The organism is Roseovarius sp. THAF9, assembly GCF_009363715.1.
Classification (GTDB): Bacteria; Pseudomonadota; Alphaproteobacteria; order Rhodobacterales; family Rhodobacteraceae; genus Roseovarius.
Window position 1 is genome coordinate 2,742,982 of the sequence record NZ_CP045404.1, and the last position, 16,469, is coordinate 2,759,450.

The 16,469-nt window shown below is 58.3% G+C and carries 12 protein-coding genes and 1 pseudogene; 3 read left to right on the top strand and 10 right to left on the bottom strand.

Features of this window, described 5'->3' with window-relative positions; genetic code table 11:
- Window positions 1-130 precede the first annotated feature (130 nt).
- The 8 genes from FIU86_RS13635 to FIU86_RS13670 form a co-directional block, all read right to left on the bottom strand.
- Window positions 131-1,768, bottom strand: coding sequence for a recombinase family protein (locus FIU86_RS13635; RefSeq protein WP_152475578.1), 1,638 nt, complete (start codon window positions 1,766-1,768; stop codon window positions 131-133).
- Window positions 1,765-2,175 carry a DUF2924 domain-containing protein gene (locus FIU86_RS13640; RefSeq protein WP_152475579.1) on the bottom strand — a complete coding sequence of 137 codons (411 nt, stop codon included), beginning with the start codon at window positions 2,173-2,175 and terminating at the stop codon, window positions 1,765-1,767. Before FIU86_RS13640 ends, FIU86_RS13635 begins: the two co-directional genes overlap by 4 nt.
- Window positions 2,165-2,467 carry a DUF3489 domain-containing protein gene (locus FIU86_RS13645; protein ID WP_254703842.1) on the bottom strand — a complete coding sequence of 101 codons (303 nt, stop codon included), beginning with the start codon at window positions 2,465-2,467 and terminating at the stop codon, window positions 2,165-2,167. The genes FIU86_RS13640 and FIU86_RS13645 overlap by 11 nt, the downstream gene beginning before the upstream one ends.
- A 365-nt stretch (window positions 2,468-2,832) precedes the next feature.
- Entirely contained in the window at window positions 2,833-3,366 is a 534-nt protein-coding gene (locus tag FIU86_RS13650) for an SDR family NAD(P)-dependent oxidoreductase (RefSeq protein WP_152475581.1), read from the bottom strand.
- A gap of 320 nt (window positions 3,367-3,686) precedes the next feature.
- On the bottom strand, window positions 3,687-4,808 hold the full coding sequence (locus FIU86_RS13655; protein ID WP_152475582.1) for a serine protease: 1,122 nt from the start codon (window positions 4,806-4,808) through the stop codon (window positions 3,687-3,689).
- A gap of 32 nt (window positions 4,809-4,840) precedes the next feature.
- A complete protein-coding gene (locus FIU86_RS13660; RefSeq protein ID WP_152475583.1) occupies window positions 4,841-6,151 on the bottom strand; it encodes a serine protease in 1,311 nt (436 codons plus the stop codon).
- Entirely contained in the window at window positions 6,148-8,331 is a 2,184-nt protein-coding gene (locus FIU86_RS13665) for a S8 family serine peptidase (protein ID WP_152475584.1), read from the bottom strand. The genes FIU86_RS13660 and FIU86_RS13665 overlap by 4 nt, the downstream gene beginning before the upstream one ends.
- Before the next feature lie 42 nt (window positions 8,332-8,373).
- Entirely contained in the window at window positions 8,374-10,245 is a 1,872-nt protein-coding gene (locus FIU86_RS13670; RefSeq protein ID WP_152475585.1) for a di-heme-cytochrome C peroxidase, read from the bottom strand.
- A 562-nt stretch (window positions 10,246-10,807) separates the two neighbouring features.
- Here FIU86_RS13670 and FIU86_RS22840 point away from each other — a divergent pair.
- A complete protein-coding gene (locus tag FIU86_RS22840; RefSeq protein ID WP_302848750.1) occupies window positions 10,808-10,900 on the top strand; it encodes an AraC family transcriptional regulator in 93 nt (30 codons plus the stop codon).
- Between the two features lie 361 nt (window positions 10,901-11,261).
- On the opposite strand, the gene FIU86_RS13680 is transcribed toward FIU86_RS22840, so the two are convergent.
- Window positions 11,262-12,089, bottom strand: a complete 828-nt coding sequence (locus tag FIU86_RS13680; RefSeq protein ID WP_152475586.1) for a hypothetical protein — start codon at window positions 12,087-12,089, stop codon at window positions 11,262-11,264.
- 288 nt (window positions 12,090-12,377) lie between these two features.
- Between FIU86_RS13680 and FIU86_RS13685 the strand changes: the two are divergent.
- Window positions 12,378-13,330 (top strand): annotated as a pseudogene (locus tag FIU86_RS13685) (DDE-type integrase/transposase/recombinase); the annotation flags it as partial.
- Between the two features lie 73 nt (window positions 13,331-13,403).
- Here the strand turns inward: FIU86_RS13685 and FIU86_RS13690 are convergent.
- Window positions 13,404-14,755 (bottom strand): IS3 family transposase gene (locus tag FIU86_RS13690; protein WP_152473331.1). Its coding sequence is split into 2 segments (ribosomal slippage): window positions 13,404-14,419 and window positions 14,419-14,755, totalling 1,353 coding nucleotides; the frame shifts between segments, so codons are not numbered across the junction.
- 330 nt (window positions 14,756-15,085) lie between these two features.
- On the opposite strand from FIU86_RS13690, the gene FIU86_RS13695 reads away from it, so the two are divergent.
- Window positions 15,086-15,937: a hypothetical protein gene (locus FIU86_RS13695; protein WP_152475587.1), complete on the top strand. Its 852-nt coding sequence runs from the start codon at window positions 15,086-15,088 to the stop codon at window positions 15,935-15,937.
- Window positions 15,938-16,469 lie beyond the last annotated feature (532 nt).

Genomic DNA, 16,469 nt, shown 5'->3' on the forward strand with positions numbered 1-16,469 from the left:
TCTGCCGTGGTTTCAAAGGCTTGCGAGACAAGGGCGTTCCCGGAGACCGGAATGTACCGCTCAAATGGCCGGCAAATACGGCAAAGTCTCAGGTCGCCGTTTTCGCCATACGAGGTTGAGAAGAGAGCGATCAGAGAGTCGCCAGAAGCTGGCGCTGCTCGGTCCAGTCCGAGGGCAGGTCATGCCGCAGGCACCACTCGGATGTGAAGCCGATGGGTTGCCGGCCTTCGAGGACATCGCGAACGATGTCGGGCGCGAGGAACGCAAGGCCGACCAGTTGCTGGATGCGGCGTTTAGAAGTGCCTTCGCTGGCGGCGATCTCGGAGACCGTCTCGCCCGCCTTGATCCGCTCGAACCAAGCATGCGCCTTGGCAATATTGCGGATCAGAGTGTCATCAGTCCCTGACGGGACATCGTTGAGGATGATCTTTGTTTCCACACCGCGCTTGCGAAGCTGGAAAGGAAAGCTTGTACTGAGGTAGGTTTGATCGAGATCGTCCGGTGCAATGTCGATCAAATTTGACAGCGCCGCCGGCTCAAGCCGCAGGCCAAGCCGCCCGGGCATGATGTCGATCCGGCCCACCAGGCCGAGAAGCTTCGCGGGATCTGCATCGACAGCATGAGCGGCCAGCTTTGCGGCATGCCGACCGATGGCATCGGCGGAGGCGCCCTGAACAAGCTTCGCCGCGAAACCATGTTCGACCAGCATCATCTGGATGAGTTTGGCGACCTTCCTTTCCAGGTCTTCCGCGGCGAGACGCCAGGCACCGCTGTGAGCCTGTCCTGCCTGCGCGACCAGCCGATGCGAGATGTAGTACCGCAGACGCACGCCTCGCTTTGTCTTCGAATGCGAGGGTGTGAGCCTGTCCCCGGTCTCGTCGAAGAGCTTGCCACAAAGCAGGCTCTTGCGCCTGGCCGTTGAAGATCCACGACTGCGGGCGGCTCCTGCCTGAAGCTGATCCTGCACCTTGTCCCAGCGGTCCGGTTCGATGATGGCAGGATGAGCGCCTTCAAAGACCTTGTCGCGGTGCCGGATCCGTCCGGCATAGATCGGGTTGGTCAATATGTGATGGATGTGCCCCCGGTCGAAGGGATTGCCCCCGGTCACCTGGCCGGAGGTCGTCGTCCGTCGTCGGCTCGTGAGACCCAGCCGGTCCGCCTCAGCCTTGACGGCACGGACGGTGCCAAGCCGCTCGTAAAGGTCGTAGAGCGTTCTGATCGTAGCGGCTTCGGCCTCGTTGATCTTCAGCGTCCGGCCATCGGGGTCGTACCCCATGGGAACCTGCCCGCCCATCCAGAGCCCCTTGCGTTTTGATGCCGCGATCTTGTCCCGGATCCGCTCCGCCGTCACCTCGCGTTCGAACTGGGCGAAGGACAGGAGCATGTTCAGCGTCAGCCGCCCCATGCTGGTGGCAGTGTTAAACGACTGGGTGACCGAGACGAAAGAAGCACCGGCGTCATCCAGCACATCGACGATCTTCGCGAAGTCCGCCAACGACCGGGTGAGCCGATCGATCTTGTAGACGACCTGATCCACCCTCCCCTCCTGCACATGCTCCATCAGGCGCTGCAGCGCCGGACGCTCGAGCGAGCCACCTGAGAGGCCGCCATCATCGTAGGCGTCGGTTAACATCACCCAGCCCTCGTGCTTCTGGCTTGTGATGTAGGCGCTGCAGGCATCCCTCTGGGCATGAAGGGAGTTGAACTCCTGCTCCAGTCCGTCCTCGGAACTCTTGCGGGTGTAGACGGCGCAGCGGATCTTCTTCACGCCCCACCCCCTTCCCGGCGATTGAGACCGAAGAAGCGCGGTCCGGACCAGTTCGTTCCGGTGATGTGTTTCGCGATCGCTGTAAGCGATGACCACCTGCGTCTGTCGAGGCGATAGCCGGTGTCGGTCACCTCGACCTGGTAGCTCCGGCCGTTCCATTCCCGGACAAGATGAGCCCCGGGCTTGAGATTGCGCCGCGAGGCCTCTGCTACCGGTTGACCGCAAGCAATACGTGCCAGAGTCTTGCGCGTCGCCGCGGACAACCCGCCGTGGCGACGGCACTGCGCCTCATACGCCACCGCCTTCTCCATGAAGGACACCGAGAGATACAGCGGAGGAGGAGAACCGAAGATCTCCTCCCAACGTGCTTTGGCGCCGTCTCGCTCCGGGTGTGGCTTACCCGGCATATGCGGCCTCTGCGGAACCGGAGTTATGTAGTCTGGCTTCAGGCTCCGCGGCGATGCGATAGCGCGTCGGCTTGCCGTCGTCCGACTTCGTTGCCGCGATCTGGTAGCCCGCCTTGCGCAGGCCAGTGAGCGCGGCGCGCGTTGTATGGGTCTGCCAGCCCATCTTCTTGCTGATCGCCGCAATGTCGGACCCAGTCTTGGTTTGCAGCATCACGATCAGCTGCGCCTTTTTCGTCGTTCGGAATTTGCCTGTGGTTGTCTTCTTCGGCTTTTGGGATTGCGGTGCGGTCATCATTGTCTCCTTTCGCTTAGCTACAGGAGCGTGTTGCTCCTGCTACCGGGCAGAGCCCGGAGGTCCGGGCGGAGATCATGACGCGGGCGACTTGAGCGCGTCGGTGAAGGCAGTACCGCTCTGTTGCCAGGGGAAGTCCAGTCGGAAATGCAGGGATCTTGCCGTCAAAAATGGTAGGTTGGGCGGGAAGCGGAAGTTCGCTGCGTTCTGCCTGAAGGTCTGAGCTGCGGTTTTCCAGACCTTCGTCAAGGTTTGGTAACCGTGTCTGAGACGCCGACAGCGGTCTTTAGAAAACGCTTCAACTGATCTCTGACCCTGAGCCTTTGTCAGACTTCTAGGCGATCTTCGACGTGTTCACCATGAAATCAGCGGATCAAAACGCCAGATGCCATAAAGCCCCCGTCTACATTCAGGATGTGACCATTGATATAGCCCGCATCATCTGACGCCAGAAACTTGATCGCAGATGCGACTTCCTCGGGCTTCGCGTAGCGCTTCGCTGGAATCTGCGCTTCCCAAGCCGCGCGGTCCTTCGGACCATGAACTTGTAAAACCATGGGGGTATCCACCGGCACTGGAGCAACTGCGTTTGCAGTAATGCCCTTGTCGCCCAACTCCGTAGCCAACAAGCGTGTCAACATGCCGACTCCGCCCTTGGTGCAGGAATAGGCTCCTCGTCCTGTGTTCGCGATTTGGCCATTGACCGAACTCACCGTGATGATGCGACCCCAGCCTTTTTCCAGCATCTGGCGGCCGGCGAGCTGACAGCAGTGGAACGCACCTGTCAGGTTCACATCAATAATACGACGCCAGTCTTCCGGATCGAAATCGAGAATGGCGTTGGTCTTTACGATAGCGGCGCTTGCGACAAGGATGTCCTTCCCTCCCGCTTCTTTGATCTCGGCGAAGACCTCTTCGAGGGCGGCTCAGTCGGTCACATCTACCTGCAAAGCGTCTACGTCAGCAAGCGGCGGATATTGTGGAAAAATAAAGGGTGAGGCGCCGCTTACTGCAGACAGTCGAACTGGGCGCAACGAGCACGCTGTTTAAGCACCGCGCACCCGCTCTAAGCGAAAACTTGTGGAGCCTGCACGGGGTGCAGGAGTGTCCGTACGGCGCGGCGAAGCGGTTGAGGTAGCACGGTCGAAGGTGCCAGTACGGGCGAGTTGTTTCTGTCGGGGCAAGACGGCGGCCTGGCCCGCCGACGAGCCGCCGTGGCCTAGCAGTTGCCCATCTGTCTGTTGCACCCGAGGTTGACCAGATCCACGAATTCTTGCCCTAGCCGAGAGCTGCCCTGGACCTTTGGGTCTTCGTCGGTGAAGCCGTAAGAGGTAACACCAACAAGCCGGTTGGGACTGTCGAATTCCGCGCCGGTCTGGCCCTCAGCTTTCACGCCGAAATTCTCAAACCAGCCGCCGCCGGACGAGCCGCCTCGCATGTCGGAGCCATAGAGGACGGTGTTCTGCGAGGCATCTTCGTGCCAGGCGCTGTCGACCTGGTGCATGACTTCGCCGCGGTCGTGGTTGCCTGGATAGCCGATTTTCTTAGTATGGTTCGGGCTGAGGGCTCCGGTGCGGTAGCCCGCCCAGCCGACGACATCGCCGATCCGCTTCATCTCGCCATCGAACTCGCGGTCTGCGACCTCGATAATCGCCAAATCGCCCGAGTTTGGAACGCTGCCGTTGGAGGTTGACCATGCGGCGGTGGTGGCGACCCAAGTGTAGGTCCATTGCTGATAGGGCGCGTTGCCGCGATGGTAGGCGGGCACGAAGATGATATTGGTGTAGAACCCGTCGCCTCCGTCAGATCCCTTGTGGACGCAGTGTCCGGCGGTCAGCACAAGCCGCGGCTTGATGACTGTGCCGGAGCAGATGAAATTGCCGATGCCCGGTTTCGTGAAGAAGATCTTGCCATTCACACGATATGGGTAGTGCAGGCGGGCGTCTTCGGGCACAAGGCGCGAACTGGAGAAGTACGCGCCCAACGAGCCGACCGCCTCTTGCACAAAGGGTTCGGTTTCGTCAAAGCCGCGCGGCCGGACGATCTCGTTGCCGAGATCGGCCTCGATTTGGGCGTCTTCTGTGGCGTAGCGACCGTTGTCAGTGTCCTGGTCTATATCGTCATGCACGTCGCCAAGTGCGACGCTCTCAAAGCCCTCTTCGGGGATCGGGAGCTCCTGATCCTCGGCGTCTCCCAGCGTTTCGCGGTTCCAAAAGCCATCATCGCCACCGAGGTCCACGCCCGCGTCGGGGTTCGTGGCGGAGATTGGCCCATCCTGCGCGTGAACGGCGGCAGCGATGAAAGCCAGAGCTAGCAATGTTGAAATCCGTTTTAAAAACATGGAGTTCTCCTTCCTTGGGCTGATAGATTGTGTCAATTGCTTGTGTCCGGTGCGACGCCGCCACCACTCGAGCCCGGCGAAACGATTGTCGGGTCGCCCGCGTTGCCGTCACTTTCGTTCGCGGTGGCACTTTCGGATGCGGTCGGCAGTGGCAGCGGAGTGGCGTTGTCGGTCGATGTCTCGTGGTTGGTGGAAGTTGCCGGAGCGAAAACCGGCTCGGCGGCTTCGGGCGCGTCGACACCGGTCAGAAGCGTGCCTAAGGTGGCGAGGTTAAGCTTGTCGGTGATATCGGGGTTGCCGTGGCCTGCGCGCTGCTGCCCAACGACGAGACCCTCGAGGCTGAACACTGGCGAGCCGGAAGAGCCACCCTTGGTGTCGCAGGTGTGACCGAAAGCGTGGGGTTCGGCCCCGGTGATGACGTCATCCTCACGTCCGCAGCCGACGATTGACACCTGCTTGGTTGCGCCGCCGGGGTGCTGGACGATGAACAGCGGTTCCTCAGAATCGGGGTCGGAATCCCGGAAGGAGACTGTTGCGTATTCGTCATCCGGCGAGGGTACGACGCGCAGCAATACGGTGTCTGCGGCGCTTTCGTCTTCGGCTGCGATGACCTCCGCGCACGCCACCTCCTGTCCGCGCAGCGTCGCGTTGAAGGCGTTTTTCTTGTAGCCAAACAATATTTTGGCGCCGTCGCACGTGGCATCGTCGCGAATGCAGTGGCGGCTGGTCTGGAGGAGGTCGGGGCCGACGCGGAAGGCGGTGCAATAGTCACGTGCGATGTCGTCGACGAAGAACGTCAGGCGACCGACCGCGCTCTCGACGCTGGCGACGACATCAGCGTGATCGCCGTCATAGTTGTCAACGCCGATCAGGTCGTTGTCGCCGAAGATCGACTCCAGCGCGCCTCCGGGTACGGGAAAGGCGACACGGTCGATCTCGAATGCGAGGCCGTCGAGGGCGTCGACGCCGTAGACGCTGACCTCTGCAAAGTTCGCAGGCACGGTCAGGGTCCAGTAGACCTCGCCAACAGTCAGATCTTCGCCGCGAATGGTCTCAAAGACGGTGCCAAAAGCGTTGGTGATCTCGATGACAAAATCTCGGGTGTCGGGCAGAGCGCTGATGGTCAGGCGCAGGTTCATCTCTGGCTCGGCTCCGACTGCGGCCTGCACGGGGGCCGGGATGCCAGCAACCCAGGCAAGGTTGCGGTCCCCGGCGACGATACCGGGCGGGTCAAACTCGACGTTCAAGCTGCTGACCACGCCGCCGCGATGCGATTGGGCTGAGCCGTCCCCGGCAAGCAAGGCCGCGACGATCGCCGCCGTGCAGGAGGTGCGAAGGGTCATCTTGCGCTCGCGATGAAGTCCACGAGGCGGGAAAGCTGCACCTTGTGAACGCTGTCGTCGAATTCGCCGTTGCAGGCGTCCGAGAAGGATTTCACGTCGATATGGATGCGATAGATTTCTGGGTTGTCGTCGAAACTAGCGTGCGCGCGCCCGAACCCGTCGCCGTTGGCATAGAAGAAAATACCTTCGTCATCTTTCCAGTGAAGGCGGCGAATGTCCCCGATCGGGCGAGTGAGAACGGCATCGTTCGACAGCAGTTTCAACTTGAAATCCGCGTCTTTCCACTGCTGATCCACATGCTTCTTGAAGTTCCGGACGTCGCCCGACAGCACGCAACCGTTGTCCAGCTGCATCCAGTCCTCTTCCAACAATGCCGCGCTGGCATCGAGCGCGCCGCCCTGAAGCTGCTCGACCGCGTCGGTCGACAGCCGGGAGGAATAAATCAGCCGTTCGCGTGTTTTCGTCGGGGAAAGGTTGCCGCGTTGCATCAAGAGCGCGGCGGCGGCGGTGACCTGCGGGGCGGCTTGCGAAGTACCGGTCATCGCGCCGAAGGCGCCTTTTTCGATGGTTGAGACGATGTTGCGCGCGGGCGCGCCGACTGCAAAGGTGCTGGCGCCGTAGTTGGTGAGAAACTTGTCGGGGTCGTCCTTCTGCTTCAGAAGCTCGACGCTTTCAAGTGCGCCTTCCAGCCCGACGACCGCAATGACATTCGGCAACGAGCGGGCGTAGCAGGCCGGTTTGGCGGGGCAGGTGCCCTTCTCGGCATTCACACCGTGCTTGCCGGCGGCTGCGACGAAGAGGATGTGATCGGCGAGACTTTCGATCACTTCCAGAACCGGATCCTTCTCGGCCTCGTCGACAACGCGATACGACGAGCTAAAGTTGAAGATCCGCACGCCTTCGATCACCGCGCGACGAATTGAATCCGCCAGATGCACCGGGAAGTTCGGATCGCCCTGAAGGTCGGTCGCCTCGTCGAACGGGATGACCACGTAGGAGAAGTTCGGCACGTCGCCCAACAGCCCACCGACGCCACGGGCGTTCTGCTTTGCGGCGAGGAGGCCCAGCACGTGCGTGCCGTGGTGCTTTCGTTGGACGAGGTCCGGATGCCGCACGTCGTCGTCGCAATCAGTGGTCGCGCCCTGGGCCGCGCCATCGCCGTCGCCATCGACGATGCTCAGATTGAGGACGCGGATGTTGTCGCCAAAGTCGCAATGTATCTCGGGTGTCTGGTCGATGACGCCGATAACGAAGGGGAGGATCGCGTTGATTTCAATCTCCGGGCATTTACCGTGGACGGCGACGTTGCAGAACGAGTCGAGAATGATCTGCTGATGTGTAGCAAGCGGTTCTTGCGCGAAACTGGCGAAGAGACCGGCACCGTGATTGGATTCGAACTGCAGTTCGATTGGCGCGATGAGGTCTTTCGACAGCCGTTGGTTGAACTTCTGGAACGCCGTGTCGGAGAAATCGTGGTTGGTCGGGCTCGTAGCGCGTAGCCTTTCGTAGTCTTCGATCGGGCGCTCGGACACGTTAACCCTGGCGGCGAGGTGCGGCACGAGTCGGAGAGGAAAAGGCGCCTTGTTCGACTCGCGGGTTGCCACGACAATGTCGCGCAAGCGTCCGAGAGGTTCGTCGGGGTCGGTGACGTAATCGTCAAAGCAAAGCGAATCGGTCAGGCAGATTCGCTCGATCCTGAAATCCGGCACCTCGACGGTTGCGTTGGGTTGTGCCGGTTCAGGGCGGGAGATCTGGATGATCCGCACATCGGGTATCGTGATCGTATCGGTGGGTCTCACGGTCCAGCGTTCCGGCTTGGCGAAGACACCAGCAACGCTTTGCACATCCTTGTTCCGGTTCGAGTCCGATGGCACAAGATCGCACCTGGCTTCGTTCAATTGGCATAGAAGGGTCGCGATCTGTTCGGTCATCGGGCCGACCCATGCGCCGTTCGCGCGCATCACCTCTTCGGGTGTCGTATGACCGTCCATCGGAACTTCGCGAAACGGCAGGCGTCCCGTGTTGTAAAGCGTCAGGAGAAAGTCTTGCTGCGCAAGTTGTGCCTGGTCTCGATTAACTACACGTTTTTCCCAGACAATGTCGCGGGTTTGCGCGAGCGCCGGGAGGGCAAGGGTTGCGAGGACGGCACCCAACGCCACGGTGCGAGCGAGATAAATCACTGTTCCCTCCAAGTTTTCTCCGTTCTCCGTAATTTGGAACGGTCAAAGTCCTTTCAGATATTCAACGATTGCACGGCGCTCGGAGTCGGTGAACGCCGCATTGCCATAATCATGCCCGGCGTTGGAATTGCCGGGGATGATATTGCCGTCGTCGTCACGAACGCGGAACGTCCAGGGCGCACCGCCACTCGTGAAGCCAACGTTGACGGGGTCGAACTCGCGCGAGCCAACGCCGAAGGTTTCGGGGCGGAACGGGCCGGAGCCGTCACTTTCGGCGGCAGCGAAATTGCGCGCACGCGCGGGTAGGAGGAGATCGTAGAGCGTTGGCACCGAGCCGTTGGCCCAGATGCCGTTAAGCGGGCGGGCCTTGTAGGCCAGAAGCGGATCGGACGCGGTAAGGCACTGGCGAGCACGCTCTTTTTTCACTGGGTCGACCACGCCGGGGAGAACCTCTCCGGCAGGCGTGTCCATAATGATGGTACCGCGCTCGGGCTCGATGTCAGAAAACAGCGCCGAGACCAGTTCGTCCGCCTTACCGATGATCGAGCCGACCGAAGCGTTAATGAGCATTTTTCGCGTTGCATCGACCTCGTCGATCTTGTCGCCAAAGAAGCCAAGGGTGCGCTGGCCTTCCATGTTGCCAGACGCCGTAGTGCGCAGGTAGGTGTTGCAGGCCAAGAATATATCGGTGCCGGATTCGAGAAGATTGGTCATCTGGTCGCCAGCGGGCGTGCGTAGGTCATCGGGTTCAAGATGCGCGTGGCAGCGGCGGCAGTTGGCTTCGAACAGCACGTGGCCTTCCGCCTCCAGAACCGGGTCGATCGCGCCGAGAATATCTTCGGGCCAGACTGGGGATTGCAGGCGCGAGAGCAGGCGCTCCAGTCCGACCATCTCGGTTAGCCGCGTGCTGCTGTCATAGCCAAGCCCAGCATAGCCACGGTTGGCTTCAATGTGGGCGAAGACACCGATGACCTCGGAGACGTTGCGGACCAGCGCGCCGAAATCCGTGGTCCGTCCGAAGAGCGGAAGCTTAAGGATCGAGGGGGCAATTCCGTTCCACTGGAGCAGGGTTTGCTGGTGGGTGTTCCAGATGAACGGGTAGCTGGCGGGTGCATCAGAGGCGAAATCGTCCGCCGGGCTCGCGGCTCCGTTGATCATGGAAACCTTGGTCAAGATGTGGCCCTGCGCATCGAGGCGGGCAGGACCGGCAATGACCTCGCCGTGGTTGATGGCGCGCAGCGCGGCCATCCAGTCGAGCTGTTCATTGAGCTGATCGCGGAGCGAGCTGAGCGTTTCGGCATCGGCTTGGCCACCGGAAATGGCCGTGGCGAAGCTCTGGAAACGGGCGGCGTCGGCTACGGTAGCACGCAGGGCGTCCTCGGTGCCGTTCACCAGCGCGTCGAAATCGGCTAGCGCGGGGCCGCCGTCGACGCGGAAGCGAGTTCCGTTCGAGGTGATTTCCATCGTATGGCAGGCCGAGCAGTTGAGGCCGATCCAGGGCTCGCGCATCGTCCGGGATCGGCAGGTTTCGGGGAAAGTGTCGCACATGAGGTCGGCGGTACGCCGCGGATCATGATCGACAACGAAGCCCACAGGCAGCCCCTCGGGGTTGGCAACAGAGGCTGGGTTGGGAAGGTAGCCGAGCCGCGCGAGGTTGGCGGGGCCATACATAGCTGAGGTGCCGTCAGCGGTCTTCAAGGCCAGCGCCCAAGAGAGCGGAATCAGGCGCGAGCCTTGCGAGACCGTGTACCACCATTGCCTTTGTTCTTCCGACCAGCCTTGATCGAGGCAAGTGAGGTCGCCGCCCGTGCAGGCAGTAGAAACTTCGGATAGCGGCTGTGCGGAGGACGGCAGTGCAGCGGCGCTGAATACGAAGGCGGCTGAGAAATGAAGGAATTTGAGGCACTTTTTCATGGCAAGTTCCTGCGTGCTGTGGCGCATTGGAGAAATATGGGCAGAATACATGGCAGGTCAGGCTGGCCCTCGACGCGGTATACTTAGACGCACTCCCGGACATCGGTTAGGCACGCGCATCAATGCTGGTACGGGAAAATTACTTATCTGAGAGGCATCACCTCGCCGACAAACGCTTGTTGAACGTCGCCAAAGAATGCCTGTGCGACCGCAAGGAAGAGCGCCAGAATTGCAGTAATTAAAATTTGATAACGACTTTTATGACAGAACTCCTATCGTTGAAAATGTTAACAATGTACTCTACTTTAAGGATTTAAGCAATCAGTTTGGCGCCGGGTGCATCACGCGTGAAGAGTATTAGTGCGACGATCCTCTTTCTCATTCAATAACTCTTCCAAATGGACGATCAGAGCTTACTTTGACAGTCATAACTCTTTTTTCTTGATTGTGTGCTCAACAATCTGACCGTAAGAACCATTAGTTTTTTGCTCCGCTTGATCTGCGCTACCCACTCGTGAAATGCATGCGCCTGAACAACGCCGCGATGAAGATTGCTTGAGGCATGACGGTCGACGAAACAGCGATGGATGTAGGCTACCTCAGCCCGTCGCGCTTCAGCCGTGAGTTCAAGCCTATTTATGGGCAGTCGCCCTAGCAATGGGACGAAGCTAAGCAGTTTTCATGGGTTTTGCTTGAGGCCTCGAAGGCTTGCTTATGTATGCAACCGTGAATGCGTGAATGAATGTCGGCTACGTGGGCTGCGGCTGCAGCATCACGACACCTAACTGAGCCAGCTAAATGGGCAACAACTATAGCATTAAAAACGTGAGAGTACTTGAACTAATGCGATTGAAGTGCACGACGTACATCCGCTAGTGTTTCAACAGGATTTTCAGACGGCTCAAAAAATAGATACTCATTTTCAAGAAATGATTGTGAGTGGCTAGCAACTGCCCAAAAACTAGATCTCGTCAAAGCTGCATACACAAGGACTTCGCCCGTTAAGGCCAAGTTGTCTAATCGTCTTTTGTTTCAGGGGCCACTCCATCGCTACTCAAACACCCAGCGACTACCTTGAAGAAGCGTTCTAGAGCGGCATTCTGTACAATTACTGAGACGGTGCCGCCCCCAGTATCGCTAGCACTTGCAGAACTTTGCGCAGAAATATTCCCATCTTCTTCTGGGATTTCTGGAATACCGGATACATCTGTTATCGCAGCTGAGAACGCTTGCACCAAAGCAGAAAAATTAGCAACTTCGCGCGTCGTACCATACAAAGTTCTATATTCAACTTCTCGCATGGCGAGGACCATTACAAAGGACGCAAATTGAACGGGTATCGCATTGCTTGAACTACCTGGGCTGTAGTCTTCAAGATCAACTTCTTCGTAAAGTGATCCAGAAAGAGCTATACAATTCATTCGAGAGGCGCCTTCATACAACGACTGTATCGCCGTTTTTGGGACCGCTCTTGAGCCAGCTTGTTGAACTGCCACAGCCCCAGTAGCCCTTCTAACCAATGTCTCGTCCGAGACGCCATCGACAGCGCCCAAAACCGTGGCACCAGCTGCAATTATTAGTGCACCAGTCGAGACATCCTGAATATTCTGTGATTGCCTAGCAGCACGGGCATAGGCATCAGCTTGATCGAATGCTAGACGAACGGCCCCGGACAACGAACAACTATGTGAATTTTTAGAAGTCCGAGGACATGCAAGCATTTTCATGTCGTCAAAATCGTCGAGTTGTCTGTGAGTTCCTTCAACCCCTTGAACTTGTTGCTCTAGGATAAACTCAGCGCAACCACTCAGTAAAAAAGCCAAAAGAAGCGAGCGAAACTTCATGCTTTCCCCCGAAAAAACTAATCCAAAAAAAACTCCACACACGAAAAAGTTGTATCGGAAGAAAACTTTCTCAAAACGATTCTGTCTAGTAATTTCTTTAGGTGCACTCGAGAGACGAGTTGCTGTGATCCTTGAAAGCGTCCTCGTTTAAGGTTAGGACACCGACCCATAAACGCGCAATCAGATGCGTGTTGGGGCGAGTTTGTCTAACGTCAGCACCTACCGGACAGATTTAGGTGTTTGAGGAACGGAGGATTTCTGGTTCATCGAAGCCATAATGGAGCGAAGATGAACAAGAGATCCGGAACATCCAAGGATGCTGCTGACAAGCTTGTTAGGGGTATCAAGCGTAAGACCCGCAAGCACTACTCGGCGGAGGAGAAGATCCGCATCGTGCTTGCCGGGATGCGGGGCGAAGAAAGCATAGCGGCCCTGTGCCGTCGTGAAGGGATCGCTGAGAGCCTTTATTACAGCTGGTCGAAGGAGTTTCTTGAGGCTGGGAAGAACCGGCTGGCGGGTGACACAGCCCGTCAGGCGACAGCTCCCGAGGTCAAGGAACTGCGCTCTGAGGCAGCCGCGCTGAAAGAAGTGGTCGCGGAGCTGACACTGGAGAACAGGCTGCTCAAAAAAAGCACGTTCGGGGATGGGGAGGACGACGCATGAGATACCCAGCCTCGGAGAAGCTCGAGATCATTCGGACAGTCGAAGCCTCGCATTTGCCGGTCAGGCGGACCCTGACCATGCTCGGCATTCCCAGCAGCACCTATTACCAGTGGTATGCGCGGTGGGCCGATGGCGGCGTTGACGCTTTGCGTGACACGTCCCCGCGGCCTCGGGCGGTGTGGAACCGCATCCCGGACGAGATCCGCGACGCCTTCGTTGAGTTCGCGCTGGATCATGAGGATCTGACGCCACGGGAATTGGCGGTCAAATACACCGATGAGAAACGGTATTTTGTATCTGAGTCCTCGGCATACCGCATTCTCAAGGCCCAGGACCTGATCACGGCTCCGGCCCATGTGGTGATCCGTGCCGCCGATGAGTTCCGGGACAAGACAACTCGGCCCAACGAACTCTGGCAAACCGACTTCACCTATCTCAAGGTCATCGGTTGGGGCTGGTTCTATCTCAGCACGATCCTCGACGATTACAGCCGCTACATCATCGCGTGGAAGCTCTGCACGACAATGAAGGCCGTGGATGTGACGGACACGCTGGATCTGGCGCTGGAGGCCTCGGGTGTCCGTCTTCAGAGTTTTTCGGACAAGTCGTTTGTTTTGGTAACGGAGGCTCTGGTTCGGTTTCTGTTTGAGTTTAGGCGACCGCGGCTTTGTGCTGCAACCGGCGCTTTCGGATTGTCTGTTTCTTGATCTCCTCTCTCATTTTCAGGATCGTCCGACCCCGACCGTGGTAGACGTCAGCCGGCGTCAGGTTATCCAGGCTCTCGTGGTATCGCCGAGTGTTGTAGTATCCGACGAAGTCGCCGATCTGGCGTTCAAGATCCCCCGGCAGATAGTAGTTCTCCAGCAGAACCCGGTTCTTCATGGTCTGGTGCCAGCGTTCGATCTTGCCCTGGGTCTGTGGGTGGTGCGGCGCTCCGCGGACGTGATCCATACCTTTGGTATCGAGGTAGTCGGCCAGGTCGGCCGCAACGTAGGACGAGCCGTTGTCGCTGAGCAGCCGGGGCTTGTGAACGACTGTCGCATGAGCACAGCCCGAGGCCTCCAGCGCCAGATCCAGCGTGTCCGTCACATCCACGGCCTTCATTGTCGTGCAGAGCTTCCACGCGATGATGTAGCGGCTGTAATCGTCGAGGATCGTGCTGAGATAGAACCAGCCCCAACCGATGACCTTGAGATAGGTGAAGTCGGTTTGCCAGAGTTCGTTGGGCCGAGTTGTCTTGTCCCGGAACTCATCGGCGGCACGGATCACCACATGGGCCGGAGCCGTGATCAGGTCCTGGGCCTTGAGAATGCGGTATGCCGAGGACTCAGATACAAAATACCGTTTCTCATCGGTGTATTTGACCGCCAATTCCCGTGGCGTCAGATCCTCATGATCCAGCGCGAACTCAACGAAGGCGTCGCGGATCTCGTCCGGGATGCGGTTCCACACCGCCCGAGGCCGCGGGGACGTGTCACGCAAAGCGTCAACGCCGCCATCGGCCCACCGCGCATACCACTGGTAATAGGTGCTGCTGGGAATGCCGAGCATGGTCAGGGTCCGCCTGACCGGCAAATGCGAGGCTTCGACTGTCCGAATGATCTCGAGCTTCTCCGAGGCTGGGTATCTCATGCGTCGTCCTCCCCATCCCCGAACGTGCTTTTTTTGAGCAGCCTGTTCTCCAGTGTCAGCTCCGCGACCACTTCTTTCAGCGCGGCTGCCTCAGAGCGCAGTTCCTTGACCTCGGGAGCTGTCGCCTGACGGGCTGTGTCACCCGCCAGCCGGTTCTTCCCAGCCTCAAGAAACTCCTTCGACCAGCTGTAATAAAGGCTCTCAGCGATCCCTTCACGACGGCACAGGGCCGCTATGCTTTCTTCGCCCCGCATCCCGGCAAGCACGATGCGGATCTTCTCCTCCGCCGAGTAGTGCTTGCGGGTCTTACGCTTGATACCCCTAACAAGCTTGTCAGCAGCATCCTTGGATGTTCCGGATCTCTTGTTCATCTTCGCTCCATTATGGCTTCGATGAACCAGAAATCCTCCGTTCCTCAAACACCTAAATCTGTCCGGTAGGTGCTGACGTTAGACATAATGGAAAGAGGCATGGAGAAAGGTAACCAAAGTGGATGGACCACCAACCACTAACCTTTTCTCACTGATCGCAAATACGGCGCATGCTACCGTACGACCTTCTGGTCGCGCGGCCGCAAAAAACCTTGCAAAACCAAGATCATCTACTTACCAAGTTAGAAATTTACAGTCTTTGTCTGGCCATCTGCGATGGTGAGACGAGAATTCAGTCGCTAATCAAGTGTTTCAAGGAATCTTTAGACGATGATTTTTAAGAATTCTCTTAGAGTTGCGCGCGCAAACCTCGTGCTTGCGCTTGACCCGCTACGCTTCAAGCAACGGCGGCTGATGCGCGATGCCACTGCGCCAGTCGAAGAAAAAATCAACTTCGATGCCTACCCTCGGCCCCATTTTGCCTATGGCGTGCACCGGGCAGCGATGCAGGCCAAAGCGCTTGGTATCGACGCGATCAGCGTAATTGAGTTTGGCTGCGCGGGGGGAAATGGGCTTCTGGCACTTGAAGCGATGGCACTTGAAATAGGCAAGGATGTCGGCGTGCGTGTGGACGTCTACGGGTTTGATGTGGGGGAAGGGTTGCCCAAGCCGCTCGACTACCGCGATCTGCCCTACGCGTGGAAGATGGAACAATTCAAGATGGACGTTCCAAAGCTAAAGGCGAGACTGACAGCCGCCCAATTGGTGATAGGAGACGTCGCTGACACGGTCGAGCCGTTCGGTCAACGTGAGGGTTTGGCGCCTGTTGGGTTCATATCGTTCGACTTGGATTATTATTCGTCAACAATGGCGGCGTTCAAAATCTTTGATGCCGAAACCGCAAAGATGCTACCGCGCGTCTACTGCTATTTCGACGATATCATTGGCCCTGACAACGAATTGCATTGCGAGTACGTTGGAGAGTTGCTCGCGATAAAAGACTTCAACGCATCGAAGTCGGCTAAGAAGATCGCTCAGATCAATGGCCTGTCATGGAAGCGCTATATACCGGCGCCGTGGAATGACAGCATGTTTATCATGCATGCATTCGATCATCCCCTTTATGGGGTCTACATCGATACAAAGGTCGACATGGATCTTGCGCTTGATTCCACCAACTAGCCCGATTGGCGAGGACATTTCACCACTAGACCTGCCTATTCCGATATAGCCCGAAGGAGAACGGCGCCCTTGCGACAGGTCTGCACACGTCCCCCTTTTTCCCTCTCCCCGAACACGCGATTGGACCTGTGATCGGCACTCGTTTCTTATGCGTTCCATTGGACGCACACGTCATTTTATTGAGGAAGACGGGATGGGACTAATTTCAAGATTGACGGCGCTGGCCAGCCTCGTGCCGGTGATCGCATTGGCGGCCAAGCGCGAGAAAGTCGACGTCAGGGGCGAGCTCATAGACACCTGGCGCTATTATTCGGGCGTCATGGGCAGGCCCAACGCCGTGGTCGGCACCGCGCATCACACCTACGCTTTTTGGTGCTCCGCTAGGGGATCCCCATGGGCCTGTTGGGCGAGGATAGCGAGGTCTACATGGTCTTGATGATTGAGCGCGACGATGCCTCGGCCTCGGGCTATACCCAACTGCGGCTGGCCAGCCACGAGGTGCGCGCGAACGGCATGCTCTACCGGCGCGGTT

Coding starts and splice junctions, on each gene's coding strand:
- FIU86_RS13640 (WP_152475579.1), bottom strand. CDS start 2,175: ATGCCGGGTAAGCCACACCCGGAGCGAGACGGCGCCAAAGCACGTTGG.
- FIU86_RS13695 (WP_152475587.1), top strand. CDS start 15,086: ATGATTTTTAAGAATTCTCTTAGAGTTGCGCGCGCAAACCTCGTGCTT.
- FIU86_RS13670 (WP_152475585.1), bottom strand. CDS start 10,245: ATGAAAAAGTGCCTCAAATTCCTTCATTTCTCAGCCGCCTTCGTATTC.
- FIU86_RS13645 (WP_254703842.1), bottom strand. CDS start 2,467: ATGACCGCACCGCAATCCCAAAAGCCGAAGAAGACAACCACAGGCAAA.
- FIU86_RS13660 (WP_152475583.1), bottom strand. CDS start 6,151: ATGACCCTTCGCACCTCCTGCACGGCGGCGATCGTCGCGGCCTTGCTT.
- FIU86_RS13655 (WP_152475582.1), bottom strand. CDS start 4,808: ATGTTTTTAAAACGGATTTCAACATTGCTAGCTCTGGCTTTCATCGCT.
- FIU86_RS22840 (WP_302848750.1), top strand. CDS start 10,808: ATGACGGTCGACGAAACAGCGATGGATGTAGGCTACCTCAGCCCGTCG.
- FIU86_RS13680 (WP_152475586.1), bottom strand. CDS start 12,089: ATGAAGTTTCGCTCGCTTCTTTTGGCTTTTTTACTGAGTGGTTGCGCT.